This is a genomic window from Kitasatospora sp. NPDC059146, from assembly GCF_042786665.1.
In the GTDB taxonomy this organism is placed as follows: domain Bacteria; phylum Actinomycetota; class Actinomycetes; order Streptomycetales; family Streptomycetaceae; genus Kitasatospora.
Genome location: NZ_JBHZCY010000075.1, coordinates 1 through 16,486, shown reverse-complemented (window position 1 = coordinate 16,486; position 16,486 = coordinate 1). Strand labels below are relative to the sequence as shown.

Below are 16,486 nucleotides of genomic sequence, written 5' to 3'. Positions count from 1 at the left end.
GCACGACCCCGGGCCCGTCGTCCTCGCTCAGCGCTGAGGACGGCGGGCCCGGGGCTCCGCTACGCGGTCACTGACAGGCCTTGCGGCCGTGGTTCGCCTTCTTCTTCCGCCGGGCCTTCTTCTTGCGGGCGCGCTTGGACACCGTGCTCCTCCTGGTCCTGGGTGGGTGGACGCGGTTCAGGCGGCCCGGCCGACCAGCTGGTCGGCGAGCTTCACCAGGCGCTTCTGCGAGCGCTCCTCCTGGGCGGCCTGGGCCGTCGGCGCGGCGACGCCGCCGTCGTAGTAGGCGCCGTTGGCGATCTCGGCATCCGGCAGGCAGAGCCGGACCACGGCCGCCGCGCCCTCCGCCGCCGGTGCGCCGACCCGCCCGTAGAGCGGCAGCAGCGCCGTGTCGCACAGGCCCGGGTTGAGGCTGACGGCGGTGACGCCGGAGCCGGCCGGCGCCATCTCGGCGGTCGCCATGGTGAGCGCCAGCTGCGACTGGGCGTACGCGGCGACCCGGGAGTACTTCTTCACCCGGTGCGGGTCCGACCAGTTCATCGACGCGGTGCGGTGCAGGGAGGACGACACGTTGACGATCCGGGCGTCCCCGGCGGCCGAGAGCGGGGCCCGGAGCAGCTTGGCCAGCAGGTGCGCGGCCAGGAAGTTGACCTGCAGGGAGAGCTCGTTGCCGTCGTCGGTCAGGGTGCAGCGCTCGGGCGCCATCACGGCGGCGTTGTTCACCAGCAGGTCCAGCGCCGGGTAGTGCTTGACGACCGTGCCGGCCAGCACCGCGACCTCCGCCAGCCGGGTGAAGTCGGCGGCCAGCTCGACGAGTTGGTCACGGCGGGCGCCGGCGGCGATCAGCCGGTCGACGGCGTCCTCCGCCTCGGCGGCGGTGCGGGCGTGCACCAGGACGTTCGCGCCCCGCCCGGCGAGCAGCCGGGCGGTCTCCCAACCGATGCCGGAGGAGGCGCCGGTGACAAGGGCGGTACGGGCGGACAGAACGGTGTCGGACATGACCCATCCAAGGGTGCTGGGCACCGGCGGGGTACGGCGACGGGGCGGCGCGCGGCCGCCCGCGCCGGGGCCGCCGGTGCGAGAAGGAGTGTGGTGCGAGAAAGGTGTACTGCGGAGACGACCGCCCGCCCCCGCCCCGGAGCCGAACGGGGCGGAGGACGGGCGGCGGTGATCGGCACGGGCTCGGCGGGACTGCCCCGGGCCCGTACGCGCGGCCGGTGACCGGCGGGAAGGAGCTCGGTACTACCGGACGGCAGTGGCGACCGCGACCGCGACGACGAACCGCGGCCGGCTATGCGGCGGGCGGTCGTGGTGGCGGGTCGAGCGGTGCATGCCGTCCATCAAAGCCCGCGCCGATGCCCGGGGCAAGCTCCGTCACCCGCCCTGACGAACTCCTGACGCCTCCCTGACGCGGGCCCGGCTGACGGCGGGCCCGGCGGCGCTCCGGGGGGTGGTGCGGGGAACTGAACGGCCCGCGCCCCGGGGTGGCGGGGCGCGGGCCTTCGGTGGTGGTTCAGTGGTGGTTCAGCGGTGTCTCAGCGGTGATCGGTCCGGCGTCAACGGCCCTGGAGCGACCTGGCGTTGTCCCCGAAGGTCCAGCCCTTCGAGCCGTCCCAGTTGAGCGACCAGGTCATCAGGCCCTTCAAGGCGCCGCCGAAGTTGCCCCAGGCCTGGCCGACCGAGCCCGGGTCCATGTAGCCGCCGCCGGCACCCGGCTGGGCCGGGAGGCCGGGCACCTGCTTGTCGTAGGGCACCTTGACGGTGGTGCCCTGGATGGTGAGGCCGTTGTTCAGGCAGGTGGTCTGGACGGTGAAGCCCTGCACCGTACCGGCCTGGTAGGAGTCTCCGGAGCAGCCGTACATGCTGCCGTTGTAGTACTGCATGTTCAGCCACCACAGCTGGCCGTTGTCGGCGTACTTCTTGATGATCGGCAGGTAGGCGCCCCAGATGGAGCCGTAGGTGACGCTCCCGCCGGTGACGTAGGCGGTCTCGGGGGCCATGGTGAGGCCGAAGCCGGCGGGCATCTGGGCCAGCACTCCGTCGATGATGCGCATCAGGTTGGCCTGGGAGGCGGAGGGCGTCTTGATGTCGCCGCTGCCGGAGAGGCCGGTCTCGATGTCGATGTCGATCCCGTCGAAGTTGTACTTCTTGAGGATCGGGACGACGGTCGCCACGAAGCGGTCGGCGACGGTGCTGGAGCTGAGGTCGATGCCGGCGGCGGCGCCGCCGATGGACATCAGAATCGTCGCCCCGGCCGCCTTGGCCTGGCACATCTCGGCGGGGGTGGAGACCTTGACGTTGGCGTCCATGCCGTCCTGCCACTGCACGGTGCCGTCGGAGAGGATCACCGGGAAGGCGGCGTTGATCACGTTGTAGCCGTGCGCGGCGATCCGGCTGTCGGTGATGGGCACCCAGCCCAGGCCCGGGTGGACGCCGTTGGCGGCGCCGTCCCAGTTCTCCCAGTAGCCCTGGAGGACCTTGCCCGTGGGCCGGGGCTTGGTCGGGCAGGTGTCGCCGCCCGGCGGGGTGGTCGGCGGGGTCGTGGGCGGGGTGGTGGGAGGCGTGGTCGGCGGGGTCGTGGGAGGCGTCGTGGGCGGCGTGGTCGGCGGGGTGGTGGGCGGCGTGGAGCTGCTGCCGCCGGGGCCGGTGAGCGACACGTCGTCCGCGTAGTAGGCGGGCTGCCCGTACCAGCCGTGCAGGTAGACCGTCACCGAGGTGGTGCCGGGCCCGGTGGTGAAGTTGACGCTGAGCTGCCCGTAGGAGGCGTTGCCGGGCGCCCAGGTGGACGGGTCGCTGCCGCCGGTGCCGCTGGCGCCCAGGTAGACGTAGCTGCCCTGGACGTAGGCGCTCAGCGTGTACGCGGAGTTGGGCTGCACGCTGATGGTCTGGGAGCACTGGGCGGTGTCCTGGCCGGTCGGCGTGGATTGGAGGGCGGCGCTGCCGGAGTGCACCGGGCTGCCGACCACCGCCGCCGTGCCGGGCGAACAGGTCCAGTTGGAGAGTCCGCTCTCGAAGCCGGGGTTGGCCACCAGGTTGGGGGTCGCGGCCCCGGCGGTGACGGAGCCGGTCACCGCGATGCCGGCGCCGACCAGGGCGGCCGTCCCGACCACGGCGAGGGAGCGGACCAGCGCGCTCGGGCGGTGCTGGGCGGCCCGGGGTGTGGGCCGCGACGCGCGTTCCAGACCCGTCCGGCGCGGCTCCCCGCCGGGACGGCCGGCCTCCGGAGCGGGGTGGGAACCGCCCGACGGGCGTGGGGTTCGGGACCTCCGACGGAACATGCTGTGCTCCCTTCCGACCGGGGCGCCAGGGACGTGACCGACGCGTGGGGGCGTGACGCCCGGCCGTGGGTGAGGTGGGGGACATGTGGGGCTGTGCCGGACCGGATCGTAGGAGGGGAGCCGGAGTTGGTCAATAGGTCTGGACCATTAAGGTCTGGACCACTCACGGTTTGAGCCACCCGGACGGCCGCCCGTCCACCACCCGTGGCGTGTCGGTCCGGGCCGCCGGGGTCCGATCGGACCAACCGCCGGCCGGCCGCGGGAACGCCCGGTCCGGCCCCGACCCCGGGGCGGAGTGGATTTGACGCACGATCATGCCGAGGGTGACGGTTGCCGGAACCCGTTCACCACACCGCGGAATGCAGGGGTGCCAGATGCACGAGCTGATCCTCCGTCACGCCTCGGAGCAGCCGGACCGGGCGGCCTTCACCGACTCCGGCGGTGCGGTGAGCTACGGCGACCTCGCCCGCCGCACGGCCCTGGTGGCCGGCAACCTCCGGGTCGAGCGCGGCAGTCGGGTCGCGCTCCAGCTGTCCGGCGGGGTGCCCGCGATCACCGCCACCCTCGGCGTCACCCGCGCCGCCGCCGTCGGTGTGCCGATCGACCCGCGGCTCGGCGACGACGAGCTCCGGTTCCGCCTGGCCGACGGCGGCGCCGACCTGGTGGTCACCGACCGCGCCCACCTGGCGCAGGCCCGCCGGGTCGCCGGGGTCCGGGTGGTGACCGTGGACGAGCTGCTTTCCCCCACCGGCGCCCCGCCCCGCGACGACCTCGCTCCGGACGAGCCCGCCTGGCTGCACCACACCTCGGGAACGAGCGGGGACCCGAAGGGCGTGCTGTCGACGCAGCGGGCCTGGCTCCGGTCGGCCGACCACGCCTACCGCGGCCTGCTGGGCATGTCCGCCGAGGACCACCTGCTGTGGCCGCTGCCGCTGTTCCACGCCTTCGGGCACTCGATGTGCGTGGTGGGCGTGCTGGCCCTGGGCGCGAGCGCCCACGTGATGGACCGCTTCACCCCGGAGGCGGCCGCCGGGCTGCTCCGCCGGACGCCCTTCACCGCACTGGGCGGCGTGCCCGCGGTCTTCGCCCAACTCCTGGACGCCGGGGCCCCGTTGCCACCGCTCTGCCTATCGGCCGGCGCCCCGCTGCCGGCGGAGCTGCGCGAGCGGTTCCGCCGGGTGTCCGGCCACGAGCTGCACGACGGGTACGGCAGCACGGAGGCCTCCGGGAAGGTCGCCGTCGACGGCGTCGTGCTGCCCGGGATCGAGACCCGGTTCGTCGACGGGGAGATCCGGCTGCGGTTGCCCGGCGCCGTCGACTGGCAGGCCACCGGGGACCTCGGCCGGGAGGAGGGCGGCCGGCTGGTGGTGACCGGTCGGGCGAGCGAGATCATCATCCGGGGCGGGGAGAACGTCCACCCCGCCGAGATCGAACAGGTGCTGGCCCGCTGCCCGGACGTCCGGGCAGCGGCCGTGGCGGGCGAACCGGACCCGGTGCTCGGGGAGGTACCGGTCGGCTACGTCGTCGGCGCGGTGGATCCGGCGGCGGTCCTGGCCTTCTGCCGCCGGCACCTGCCCCCGCACCGGGTGCCGGCGGCGATCCGCCCGGTCAGCCGCATCCCGCAGACCTCCTCGGGCAAGCCGGCCCGGCGGCGACTGCGGTTCCAGTACGTGCTGGACCTGGTCCGCGGGGAGACCGAGGGGATCACCGGCCGGGCACCGGAGGTGGACCAGCCGTTCGCCGAGGCCGGTCTGGACTCGCTCGGCACCGTACGGCTGCGGGACCGGCTGGGCAGCGCGCTCGGGGTCTCGCTGCGCCCGTCGCTGGTGTTCGACCACCCCACGCCCCGCGCGATGGCGGACCACCTGACCGGCGGGGCCACCGACGCGCCGCCCCCCGCGCGCGGGGCCACCGAGCCGGTCGCGATCGTCGGGATGGCCTGCCGCTACCCCGGCGGGATCGCGGGCCCCGAGGACCTGTGGCGGGTGCTCGCCGCCGGCCGGGACACCGTCACGGACTTCCCCACGGACCGGGGCTGGCCCCTCGACGAGCTGTTCCACCCCGACCCCGACCACGTCGGCACCAGCTACGTCACCCGCGGCGGCTTCCTCGCCGACGCGGCCGACTTCGACGCCGCGTTCTTCCGGATGTCACCGCGGGAGGCGCTGGCCACCGACCCCCAGCACCGGCTGCTGCTGGAGACGGCCTGGGAGGCCGTCGAACGGGCGGGCATCGCCCCCGAGTCGCTGCGCGGCAGCAGCACGGGCGTGTACGTGGGCCTGATGTACGACGACTACGCCGGCCGGTTCCGGGGCACCGACCACGAGCTCCTGCCCCAGATCGCGCTGGGGTCGGCGGGCAGCATGGCCTCCGGGCGGATCGCCTACGGCCTGGGCCTGCACGGGCCGGCCCTCACCCTGGACACGGCCTGCTCCTCCTCCCTGGTGACCCTGCACCTCGCGGCGGACGCGCTGCGCGGCGGGCAGTGCGACCTGGCCCTGGCCGGGGGTGCCACGGTCATGGCGAGCCCGGACAGCTTCGTCGCGTTCAGCCGCCAGCGCGGCCTCGCCCCGGACGGGCGGGTGAAGCCGTTCTCCGCGGCCGCCGACGGCACCGTCTGGTCGGAGGGGGTGGGGCTGCTGCTCCTGGAGCGGGTCGAGGACGCGGTGCGCAACGGCCACCCGGTCCTGGCCCTGCTGCGCGGCTCGGCGGTCAACCAGGACGGGGCGTCCAACGGACTCACCGCGCCCAGCGGCCCCGCCCAGGCCGCGGTGATCCAGCAGGCGCTGGCCGACGCCGGACTGACCGGCGCCGACGTGGACGTGGTCGAGGCCCACGGCACCGGAACCGCCCTGGGCGACCCGGTCGAGGCGGCCGCGCTGCTCGCCACCTACGGCCAGGCCCGGCCGGATCCGGTGCTGGTCGGCACCGTCAAGTCCAACCTCGGGCACACCCAGGCCGCCGCCGGGGTCGCCGGGGTGATCAAGACCGTGATGGCGATGCGCCACCGGACGGTGCCCGCCACCCTGCACGTGGGCGAACCCTCCCGCGAGGTCGACTGGACCGCCGGCCGGCTCCGGCTGGTCACCGAGCCGACCCCCTGGCCGGCCCGGGACCGTCCGCGCCGTGGCGCGGTGTCGGCGTTCGGGATCTCCGGGACCAACGCGCACGTGATCGTCGAGGAGTACGAGCAGCTGCGGACGGCCTACCTCTTCCCCGGGGAGGGGGCGCAGAAGCCGGGGATGGGGCGGGAGTCGGCCGCCGGGCACCCCGTGTTCGCTGCGGCCTTCGAGGAGGCCTGCGCCCATCTGGACCCGGCGCTGCGGGAGGCCCTCGACACCGAGCTGGTGCACCGCACCGACTTCGCCCAGGCGGCCCTGTTCGCCTACGAGGTCGCGATGTTCCGTCTGCTGGAGTCCTGGGGCTACCGCCCGGACGCCCTGATCGGGCACTCCGCCGGGCAGATCGCGGCCGCCCACCTGGCGGGCGTCCTGTCGCTGCCCGACGCCGCGCGGCTGGTCACCGCCCGCGGCCGGCTGCTGCTCACCGTCGGCCACGCCGTCCACTCCCCCCTGACGGACCCCCAGCTGGCGGAGTTCGCGCGGGTGGCGGAGGGCCTGACGTACCGTCCCCCGGCGATCCCGGTGATCGGCGCCCGCCCGGACGACCCGGCCCACTGGGTGCGGCACCTGCGCGAGCCGGTCCGCTTCGCCGACCAGGTGGCCGCGGTCGGGGGTGCCACCCTGGTCGAACTCGGCCCGGGCAGCACGCTGGGTGCGCTCGTCGAGGGCGTCGTCCCGACCGCCGACCCCGAGCGGGCGGCGGCCCGACTGCGGGGCACCCGGGCCTTCCGGCGCCGGCGCTACTGGCTCGACCCCGGCGCCGAGCACCCGCTGGTCGGGTCGACCGTCGTCGTCCCCGGATCCGGCGAGGTGGTGTGCGTCGCCGACCTCAGCCCCGCCTGGCTGCTCGACCACGTCGTGGACGGGACGGCGCTGGTGCCCGCCACGGCCGTGCTGGAACTGGTCCTGCACGCCGGCGAGCGGGCCGGGTGCACCGGCATCGACGAGCTGGTGCTGCACACCGCGATGCCCCTGCCCCGGACCAGGCGGGCCGAGATCGTCGTCCGTCCCGAAGCGCCGGACGGCACCCGGGCGTTCGAGGTGTACGCGAACGGGGTCCGCTGCGCCGACGGCCGGCTCCACGCACGGCCGGCCCCGCAGGTGGAGACCGGCGAGTGGCCCCCGCCGGGCGCCGAGGAACTCGACGTCGAACACGCCGACTACGGCCCGGCGTTCCGCGGGCTGAGCCGCCTGTGGCGGCGCGGCGACGAGCTCTTCGGCGAGGTCCGCGGCGACTTCCCCGACGCGGGACGGTACGCCCTGCACCCCGCCCTGTTCGACGCGGCCCTGCACCCGGCCCGGCTGCTCACCGGCGGGGTGCCGTTCGTCCTGCGCGGCGTGCACCTGCTGGCCCGGGGGGCCACGGCCCTGCGGGTCCGGATCCGGGCGGGGCGGATCGACCTGACCGACCGTACGGGCCGGCCGGTGGCGTGCGTCGAGTCGCTCACCGCGCGGGCGGCCGGCACCGGCCGGGGCGCCCTGTTCCGTCCGGAGTGGCGGCGGGTCACGGGGCAGCCGCGGGGGAGGCTGCTGGAGGTGCGGGCCGGGGACCCGCCCGCCGCCCTGGCGCTCGCGCTGCGGGAGCTGCAGGCCGGCCACGAGCACCTGACCGTCCTGGTGCGGCCGGGGGACCTCGCCGGAGCCGCGGTGGCCGGGCTGGTCCGGGTCGCGCAGACCGAGCACCCCGGGCGGTTCACCCTGGCCGAGGTCGCCGACGGGGAGCCGGAGACCGTCGCCGAGCGCGCCGAGCTGGTCCCGGTGGCGGGCGGCGGCTCCTTCGCCTGGCGCGGGACCGTCCTGGTCACCGGCGGCGGCGCGCTGGGACGCGCGGTCGCCGGCCACCTGCGGGCCGGGGGCGTGCGCGTCGTCGTCGCCAGTCGCAGCGGCGAGACCCGGCTGGACGTCACCGACCGGGCCGCGCTGGCCGCCCTGGTCGACTCGATCGAGGACCTGCGGGCCGTCATCCACACCGCGGGCGTCCTGGACGACGGGATCCTCACCTCGATGACCCCGGAACGCCTGGCGACCGTGTGGCGCCCGAAGGCCGAAGCGGCCCGGCACCTCCACGAGCTGACCGCGCACCGGGACCTCGACGCCTTCGTGCTGTTCTCGTCGGCGGCCGGGGTGCTCGGCCACGCCGGGCAGGCCAACTACGCGGCGGCCAACAGCTACCTGGACGAACTCGCCCGCCACCGCAAGCGCCTGGGCCTGCCCGCGCTGTCGCTGGCCTGGGGCCCGTGGACGGTCGGGATGGCGGCCGACCGGTCCGCCGGTCCCGGACTGCTGCCGCTCACCCCGGCGGAGGGCGTGGCGCTCCTGGAGGCCGCGCTGGGCACCGACGAGCCGGTCCTGGTACCGATCGCCTTCGACCGCGACCGCGCCCACGACCTCGCCCCCCGCCCGGAGCCGCGGCGCGCACCGGAACCGGTCCGTCCGGCGGACCTGTTGGAGCTGGTGTGCGCCGAGGTCGCCGCCGTCCTGAGCTATCCGGAGGTGGACCCGGACACCCCGGTGCCGGACCTCGGTTTCGACTCGCTGACCTCGATCGAGCTGCGCAACCGGCTGGAGGAGCGAACCGGCCTGCGGCTGCCCGCCACCGTGGTGTTCGACTCCCCCACCCCGAGGGCCCTCGCCGACCAGCTGCGCCCGCCGCCGGCCCCGGGAACGCTCGCCGACCTCTACCACCGGCTGTGCGGACTGGGCCGGCACCAGGAGGCCATGCACCTGCTCGTCTCCGCCTCCTGGGCACTGCCGTCGGCGGCGGCCTTCCCGCCGGTCGCCCCGCAGCGGCTCAGCGACGGCGCGGGCCCGGCGATCGTCTGCTTCCCCGCCTTCACCTCGCCCCCCGGGGAGTACGGTCCGCTGGCCCGGCACCTGCCCGGCCTGTGGCTGCTCCCGCACCCGGGGTACCGGGGCGGCCCGGTACCGGAGGACGTGGAGGCCCTGGTGCGGACGCACGCGGCCTCGATCGAGCGGCTCGACCGGCCGGTGGTGCTGCTGGGCCGCTCCACCGGCGGCCTGGTCGCGCAGGCCGTCGCGGAGCGGGTCGGTGCCGAGGCCGTGGTGCTGCTGGACACCCACCCCGTCCGGGACGAGGGACGGCTCACCGAGCTGGCGGCCCGCACCGCGCTCCGCCTGGACGAGCCCGCGCTCGCGGCCCTGGGCGCGTACGTGCGCGTCTTCCTCGGCCGGCCGGAGGAGACGACCGTACCGACCCTGCACCTACGGCCCGGCGACATCCCGGGGGACCACTTCTCGGTGCTCGACCAGCACGTGGCGACGACGGCCGAGGCGATCCGGACCTGGCTCGCCCGGACGGTGGGCCCCGGACGGTGACCGGCCCAGGCCCTGTCCGGCCAGGCATTGTCCGGACAGGCCCTGTCCGGTCGGCCGGACAGGGCCTCCGCCGGACAGGGCCTGGCCGTCACCGGCGGGTCTCGATCCGCAGGTCGCCCATGGTCACCCGGCGGAGGTGGTCGCTCGCCAGCACCTCGTGCGGCTGGCCGAGGTCGACCGCGCCCGCCGCGTCCAGCCGGTCCAGCTGGGCGGCCGAGAACTCGACCGCCAGAGCGCCCAGGTTGTCCTCCAGCTGGGCCAGGGTGCGGGCACCGATCAGCGAGGTCGTCACCGCCGGGTTCCGCAGGGTCCAGGCCAGCGCCACCTGGGCCGGGGTGCGGCCCAGCTCGGCGGCGACCTCCCGGACGACCCCGACGACGGCGAGGTTGCGCTCGGTGAGCGTGCCCAGCGCGAGGTTGAGGCTCCTGCGGGTGCCGTCCCCCGCACCGGCGTCGGTCGCGGCCACGTCCTCCCGGCGGTACTTGCCGCTGAGCACCCCGCCGCCCAGCGGCGAGTACGGGACCACGCCCAGGCCCAGCTCGCGGGCCATCGGGATCAGGTCGCGCTCCCCCGTGCGTTCGATCAGGCTGTACTCGATCTGCAGCGCGACCAGCGGCGACCAGCCGCGCAGGTCGGCGATCGCCTGCATCCGGGACACCTGCCAGGCCGGGGTGTTGGAGATCGCCACGTACAGCACCTTGCCCTGCCGGACCAGGTCGTCCAGCCCCCGCAGGATCTCCTCGACCGGGGTCCGGAAGTCCCAGACGTGCAGGTACAGCAGGTCGAGGTAGTCGGTGTCCAGCCTCCGCAGACTCCCCTCCACCGAGCCGAACAGCGCCTTGCGGTGCGCGCCACCGGAGTTGGGGTCGCCCGGGCGGCGCAGCGTCGAGTACTTGGTCGCCAGCACCAGGCGCTCGCGCTCCTGGTGGGCGAACTCGCCCAGCAGGCGCTCGGAGCTGCCGTCGGTGTAGGTGTCGGCGGTGTCGAGGAGGTTGCCGCCGAGCTCGACGTAACGGTCGAACAGCTTCCGGGCCTCGTCCCGTTCGGCGCCCCAGCCCCACTCGGTGCCGAAGGTCGCCGTGCCCAGGGCCAGCGGTGAGACCCGCAGCCCCGACCGGCCCAGCAGCCGGTAGTCGTCGAGGGTCAGTGCCATCAGGTTCTCCTGCGGTCGTGATCGGTTTGTCGGGACCGAGTCTGTGGCGGCGGCGGGCCGGGGGTAAGGGAAGGCCCTTCCTGGGAAGGCCAGTCCCACCCTCGCGGTTGGACCGGCCATGACGACCCGAACCGTGGACACCACCCGGACCATCCGGACCACCCAGGCCACCCAGACCACCCAGGAGCTGGCCGCCTTCCTGCGGAGCCGACGCGAACGCTCCGCGCCGGACCGGCCGGACCTGCCGTCGCGCCGGAGGTCCCGGCGGACACCGGGGCTGCGCCGCGAGGAGGTCGCCGAACTCGCCGGGGTCAGCACCGACTACGTGGTCCGGCTGGAGCAGGGCCGCGGGCTGCGGCCCTCGGCGGAGGTCCTGGCCGCGCTGGCCCGGGCCCTGCGCCTGGACCCCGGCGAACGCGACTACCTCTTCGACCTGGCCGGACGGCGCCGCCCCGGCCGTACCGACGGGCCCGCCCCCGGCGCGGCGCCGTCGCTGGCCCACCTGGTCGACGAGCTCTCGCCGCTGCCGGCCATGCTGCTGGACCACCGCTACGACATCCTGGCCTGGAACCCCGAGCTGGCCCGGCTGCTCCCGGGCTTCGACACCCCGTCGCCGGTCCGGCGCAACGCGATGCGGCTCTGCCTGCTGCACCCGGCGATGCGCGGCTTCTACGCCGACCGCGAGGGTGCGCTGCGGGACGGGGTCGCCCACCTGCGGGCAGCGTGGGCCGCGCACCCGCAGGACCGGGCGCTGACCGACCTCATCGCCGAATTCACCACCCAGGACGAGGACTTCGCCCGCCTGTGGTCCGAGCGGGAGGTCCGCGTCAACGGACGCGGCCGCAAACTGCTGCGGCATCCGGTCGTCGGGGCGATCGCCGTCGACTTCGAGGTGCTGCTGCCGCTGGAGGACCCGGAGCTGCGGCTGCTGATCTACCGCGCCGCGGACGAGGAGAGCCGCGCCGCCCTGGACCGGCTGTGCGCGCGGTGACAGCGGCTCGGGGGGCGGCGGCCCGGTGACAGCGGCCCCGGGGGGCGGCGGCCCGGGGGCGGTCGGTCAGTCCCGTCGTCCGCGCAGGAGCCGGGCGCCGAGGCCCAGGCGGGTGGTGGCCGCCCCCGCACACCCGCCGATCAGGATCGCGGGCCAGGGGCCGGCCCCCAGCCCGCGGCAGACCAGCGTGGTGGCGACCAGTGCGACCAGAAGCACCGCCAGGTCCACGGCGGCGGCTCGGCGGTCCCTGCGTCCTGTCGGCGACATGTCCGCCCTTGCGTTGGAGGTGTGACCTGCGGTCGGTGACATCCAGGACCTTAAAGAGTTTGCAAAGTCCAGGCAAGTGAAGGAGGGATGAGCGGGGGCAGGGCGGGCCAGGACCGCCCCACTCCCGCAGGGGCAAGAAGTGTGATGTTCAAATGTCTGATGTTTGGCTATGGTGCTCCCATGACACGCATCAAGACACCGCGTCGGACGGCGAGCCTGTCCGCGCAACTCGTGGACAGCCTGCGCTCGCACATCGAGGCCGGCGGCTGGCCGGTGGGCACCCGGATCCCGTCGGAGCAGGCCCTCATCGAGGAACTCGGGGTCGGCCGCAGCACCCTGCGGGAGGCGATCGGGGCACTCGTGCACCTCGGACTGCTGGAGGCCCGGGCGGGGGACGGCACCTACGTCCGCTCGTCGAGCGAGCTCCAGGCGGTCATGCTGCGCCGGGCCGGTACCGCCCAGCGCGCGAACGTCCTCGAACTGCGGACCGTACTGGAGGAGTACGCCTCGGGGGCCGCCGCCCTGCGCCGCGACGAGGAGCAGGTGCAGCAGCTGCGGGAGCTGTTGGCCGACGCCGACGCGGCCGCCGCGGGCGGGGACCTGTCGCTGGCCGGCAGCGTGGACGCGCTGTTCCACCGGGCCGTCGTGCGGGCGAGCGGGAACGGCCTGCTGATCGAGGTGTACGACCACCTCGGCACCGCGCTCACCGCCTCCCTCGGCGGCCTGCCCTGGGACGCGGCCCACGCCGAGGAGCACGCCGGACTGCACCGGCGGCTCGTCGACGCGATCGACGGCCGGGACGAGGACGGGGCCCGCGACGCGGCCGCCGCGATCGTCCGGCTCACCCGTGACCACGAGGCCGGTGGCCGTGGAACCGGCAGCCGCACCGCCGGCGGCCACAACTCCGGTGGCCACAACTCCGGTGCGGAGGTGACGAAGTGAGCTCCCCGTCCCCCTCGGTGTCCACCGAACGCCCCACCGCCGAGGCGTCGACCCCGGACCGCACCCGCCCCGCCGTGTCGGTCGGGCTCGTCATCGGGATCTGCCTGGTCGCGGCGAACCTGCGCACCGGTCTGACCGGTGTCGGCACACTACTCCCGGCGATCGAGCAGGACAGCGGCCTGACGTCGAGTTGGGGCGGCCTGCTGAGCACCCTCCCACTGCTGACCTTCGCCGCCACCTCCCCCCTGGTGGCCCGCGCCTCCCACCGGTTCGGCAGCGCCCGGCTGCTGGTGGCGGCGCTCGGGACGCTGGCCGTCGGGACGGTGATCCGCTCGCTCCCCTCGGTGGCCTGCCTGTTCGCCGGGACGGTGGTCCTCTCCGCCGCGATCGCCTTCGGCAACGTCCTGCTGCCCGCGCTGATCCGGCGCAACGTGCCCGCCCACCGCATCCAGGGCGTCAGCGCGCTCTACGTGACGGTCATGGGCCTCACGGCCGCGCTCTCCTCCGGGATCTCCGCGCCGCTGGCCCACAGCCTGCCGGGCAGCTGGCACACCGCGCTGGCCTGGGGCACCGCCTTCACCGTCGCCGCGTTCATCGTCTGGCTGCCCCGGCTGCGGCACGACCGCCCCGGGGCGGGCACCGGCGCGACCCACTCCCCCGCGCCCTGGCGGTCCCCGCTGGCCTGGCAGGTGAGCCTGTTCATGGGCCTGCAGTCCCTGGGCTTCTACACCGCCGTCGCCTGGCTGCCCAGCATCCTGCTCCACCAGGGCGCCGACAGCACCACGGTCGGCTGGATGCTGTTCTACTACCAGGTGATCGCGCTCGCCGCGAGCAGCGCCCTTCCGCTGCTCACCCGGGGCCACCACGACCAGCGGTGGACCGCGGCCGGGGCCTCGGTCGTCGTCGCCGCCGGCTTCGCCGTCCTGCTGTCGGCCCCGGGCCTGACCGTCGTGGCCTGCACCCTGCTCGGGCTGGGCACCGGCGTGTGCCTGGTCCTGGCGCTGAGCTTCCAGAGCGAACGCGTCGGCAGCGCCGGCGAGGCGGCCGCGCTGGCGGGCATGGCACAGTCCGTCGGCTACCTCGTGGCGGCGGCCGGCCCGCTCCTGCTCGGCATCCTGCACGACGCCACCGGCAGCTGGACGCTCCCCCTCGGGCTCCTGGCCGTCCTGAGCACCGCGATGGCGGCCGTCGGGTACGGCGCGGGCCAGGACCGCCACGTGAGGCCGCCCGCCCGCTGAGCCCGGCGCTCCCGGCTCAGAGGAGGACCACTCCCGCCACGGTCGTGGCCACCAGGACCACGATCATCACCGCGTGGTACAGCACGCCCCGCTCCGCCGAGCGCTGCCCGGCGGACCGGTCCAGCATGAACACGGCCGGATCCGCAGGATCATGATGGACCGTCAGTTCCAGGCCGTACGTCCGGGGCGGGCCCGGGAGATCGTTCCGGCAGTGCGCCGTGACGACCGTGCCGTCCCGGGTGGTGAAGGACAGCACCGGGGTGATGGTGGTCGAGGTGTCGCCGTCCTCGTCGACGCTGACGTCCCTGAGCACCGCGACGACCCGGCCGGGCACCGCCTCCAGCGCCGCCAGCCTGGTGATCCGGTCGGCCTTCTCCCGTACCGCTCGCGGGAGCAGGACGATCCCGGCGACGGCCCACGGGCCGGCCACACCGATCAGGGCCCACGGCCACCCCCAGCGGACGGCGGCCAACGCCACCAGCCCGGCACAGACCAGGAAGAGCGCGAGGCCCGGCCGACCCAGCCCGCGGCCGGGTTCCTCGTCGACGGGAGAGAACCGGTAGGCGTGCGGGCGGCCCGGCGGGTACCCGATGCCGAGCTCCCGGCCCTCCCACGCGACGGTGATCATCTCGCCGCGCTCGCCGTCGTTGGTGACCTCGACCTCCTCACCCGAGACCGGGTCCCGGTAGCGGACGACCACCGGGATCCCGCCCTTGCCCGAGCCACCGTGCCGGGGCTCGGTCACCCGGACGATCCGCCCCGTCAGCCGGACCTTCCGCTGGTCCGCGGTCACCCCGGCCAGCGACCTGACCAGCCCGACCAGGGCCACCACGGCCCACAGCCCGCACCAGAGCAGCAGGATCTCGTCCCACCCCATCGCACTCCTCCTCCGTCCGTACCGGTCAGCCGCCGTTGCGCCGCAGCACCTGGCCCCGGCCGTCCGCCTCCAGCGTCGCGGAGCCGCTCTCGCCGGTCACCACGATCCTGAGCGTCAGCGCGCCGGTGGTCCCGTCGGCGGTCAGCTGCCAGCTCTTCGGAGCCTTGACGCCGAGGGTGCTCCGGGCCTCCTCCACCAGGCCGGGGATCCGCTCGTAAGGAAGCGAGCGCGGATCGAACCCGGGACCCTTCCCCGCACCCGGGGCACCGGCACCCGGGACACCGTCGGCCGGGTTGAGGACCACCGTCAGCTGACGGTCCTGCACGACGACGGCGAGTGCCTGGCGCGGCTCGCCACCCGGGGTCAACGACTCGACGGCCTTGCGCAGTTCGCCCTGGTCCAGCATGGACTGCCCCGGGCCGAGGGCGACCGTGCCGGTCGCCGAGGTCACGGTGATCGTGGCGGACGAGGATTCCGAGGAGGAGGATTCCGAGGAGGAGGATTCCGAGGAGGAGGTGACGGCCGGCCGGGCCGTGCCGGTCCCGTCCTCGACCACGGCGAACAGCTCGGTGTGGAACGGCAGCAGCACGGCGCCCACGCCCAGCAGCAGGCCGAGGACGGTCAGCAGGCAACCCGCACAGCCCGGCCCGCTCTCCTCCCGCATCGCCGGGCCGGGCACCGAGTCCAACCTGGCCCCGGCCACGCGCCGTTCCCACTCCGGCGTGGGCCGCTTCACGATCCGCGCCTTCCACGGCCGGTCCGGCGGGTACTCCACCACCACGATCCCGCCCGGCCGGTAGTCGGGGAGTTCGACGAGGTTGATCTCCTGCCGGATCCCCACCCGGAACCCGGGCGCGCCGTCCGGCACCACGCTCAGCTCGAACTGCACCGGGACGTCACTGCTCTCGCCCCTGACCGCCTCCCGCTCCTCGATCAGCGCCAGCGCCCGTACCGGCACGGCCGCCGCCTCCCGGCCCCAGCGCGGCAGCGAGGCGAGGAACGCCACCAGCCCGTAGGCCGCCGGCAGTGCGAGCGACAGGACGATCAACGAGGTCCGCCCGAGCACGCAGCCGCTGACGAACCCGGCCAGCGACGCCCCGATCACGGCACCGGTGAGCAGGCCCAGGGCGAGTTTGGACGGCGTGTTCGGCGAGGGCGGTCCGCCCGCGGCTGTCGTCATGCGGCAGATTGTGCACGTCCCGGGCAACCGCCGACAGTCCCGCGGGTACCCGGAACGGTCACAAGCCGATCACAACTCCCGCACCGCCTTCCCCTCTTGACC

General features: G+C 75.1%; 9 protein-coding genes and 2 pseudogenes. 4 read left to right on the top strand and 7 right to left on the bottom strand.

From position 1 onward, the window contains the following. Positions 1–177: 177 nt before the first annotated feature. From ACFXPX_RS27665 to ACFXPX_RS27655, 3 genes and pseudogenes are all read right to left on the bottom strand, one after another. Positions 178–999 (bottom strand): SDR family NAD(P)-dependent oxidoreductase, encoded by an 822-nt coding sequence (locus ACFXPX_RS27665; RefSeq protein WP_380523741.1) that lies wholly within the window; start codon positions 997–999, stop codon positions 178–180. A gap of 557 nt (positions 1,000–1,556) precedes the next feature. Next, positions 1,557–2,516: pseudogene (locus ACFXPX_RS27660) on the bottom strand (chitinase); the annotation flags it as partial. 183 nt (positions 2,517–2,699) lie between these two features. After that, positions 2,700–3,278, bottom strand: a pseudogene (locus tag ACFXPX_RS27655) (carbohydrate binding domain-containing protein); the annotation flags it as partial. A gap of 374 nt (positions 3,279–3,652) precedes the next feature. Here ACFXPX_RS27655 and ACFXPX_RS27650 point away from each other — a divergent pair. Then, positions 3,653–9,736, top strand: a complete 6,084-nt coding sequence (locus ACFXPX_RS27650) for a beta-ketoacyl synthase N-terminal-like domain-containing protein (protein ID WP_380643877.1) — start codon at positions 3,653–3,655, stop codon at positions 9,734–9,736. Between the two features lie 88 nt (positions 9,737–9,824). On the opposite strand, the gene ACFXPX_RS27645 is transcribed toward ACFXPX_RS27650, so the two are convergent. Then, positions 9,825–10,889 (bottom strand): aldo/keto reductase, encoded by a 1,065-nt coding sequence (locus ACFXPX_RS27645; RefSeq protein ID WP_380593497.1) that lies wholly within the window; start codon positions 10,887–10,889, stop codon positions 9,825–9,827. Positions 10,890–11,007: 118 nt separating this feature from the next. Between ACFXPX_RS27645 and ACFXPX_RS27640 the strand changes: the two genes are divergently transcribed. Next, positions 11,008–11,880, top strand: a complete 873-nt coding sequence (locus tag ACFXPX_RS27640) for a helix-turn-helix transcriptional regulator (RefSeq protein WP_380643875.1) — start codon at positions 11,008–11,010, stop codon at positions 11,878–11,880. 66 nt (positions 11,881–11,946) lie between these two features. On the opposite strand, the gene ACFXPX_RS27635 is transcribed toward ACFXPX_RS27640, so the two are convergent. Then, positions 11,947–12,096 carry a hypothetical protein gene (locus ACFXPX_RS27635; protein WP_380643873.1) on the bottom strand — a complete coding sequence of 50 codons (150 nt, stop codon included), beginning with the start codon at positions 12,094–12,096 and terminating at the stop codon, positions 11,947–11,949. Between the two features lie 231 nt (positions 12,097–12,327). On the opposite strand from ACFXPX_RS27635, the gene ACFXPX_RS27630 reads away from it, so the two are divergent. Both ACFXPX_RS27630 and ACFXPX_RS27625 read left to right on the top strand, forming a co-directional pair. Next, positions 12,328–13,089, top strand: a complete 762-nt coding sequence (locus ACFXPX_RS27630) for a FadR/GntR family transcriptional regulator (protein ID WP_380643871.1) — start codon at positions 12,328–12,330, stop codon at positions 13,087–13,089. Next, a complete protein-coding gene (locus ACFXPX_RS27625) occupies positions 13,086–14,327 on the top strand; it encodes a CynX/NimT family MFS transporter (RefSeq protein ID WP_380523753.1) in 1,242 nt (413 codons plus the stop codon). The genes ACFXPX_RS27630 and ACFXPX_RS27625 overlap by 4 nt, the downstream gene beginning before the upstream one ends. Before the next feature lie 16 nt (positions 14,328–14,343). Here the strand turns inward: ACFXPX_RS27625 and ACFXPX_RS27620 are convergent, their stop codons facing one another. Both ACFXPX_RS27620 and ACFXPX_RS27615 read right to left on the bottom strand, forming a co-directional pair. Beyond that, on the bottom strand, positions 14,344–15,204 hold the full coding sequence (locus tag ACFXPX_RS27620; RefSeq protein ID WP_380593501.1) for a DUF3592 domain-containing protein: 861 nt from the start codon (positions 15,202–15,204) through the stop codon (positions 14,344–14,346). A gap of 25 nt (positions 15,205–15,229) precedes the next feature. Then, positions 15,230–16,384, bottom strand: a complete 1,155-nt coding sequence (locus ACFXPX_RS27615; RefSeq protein ID WP_380643869.1) for a hypothetical protein — start codon at positions 16,382–16,384, stop codon at positions 15,230–15,232. Positions 16,385–16,486 lie beyond the last annotated feature (102 nt).

Bases quoted from the DNA above. Each gene is read 5' to 3' on its own strand.
- ACFXPX_RS27665 (WP_380523741.1), bottom strand. From the start codon at position 999: ATGTCCGACACCGTTCTGTCCGCCCGTACCGCCCTTGTCACCGGCGCC.
- ACFXPX_RS27650 (WP_380643877.1), top strand. From the start codon at position 3,653: ATGCACGAGCTGATCCTCCGTCACGCCTCGGAGCAGCCGGACCGGGCG.
- ACFXPX_RS27645 (WP_380593497.1), bottom strand. From the start codon at position 10,889: ATGGCACTGACCCTCGACGACTACCGGCTGCTGGGCCGGTCGGGGCTG.
- ACFXPX_RS27640 (WP_380643875.1), top strand. From the start codon at position 11,008: ATGACGACCCGAACCGTGGACACCACCCGGACCATCCGGACCACCCAG.
- ACFXPX_RS27630 (WP_380643871.1), top strand. From the start codon at position 12,328: ATGACACGCATCAAGACACCGCGTCGGACGGCGAGCCTGTCCGCGCAA.
- ACFXPX_RS27620 (WP_380593501.1), bottom strand. From the start codon at position 15,204: ATGGGGTGGGACGAGATCCTGCTGCTCTGGTGCGGGCTGTGGGCCGTG.
- ACFXPX_RS27615 (WP_380643869.1), bottom strand. From the start codon at position 16,384: ATGACGACAGCCGCGGGCGGACCGCCCTCGCCGAACACGCCGTCCAAA.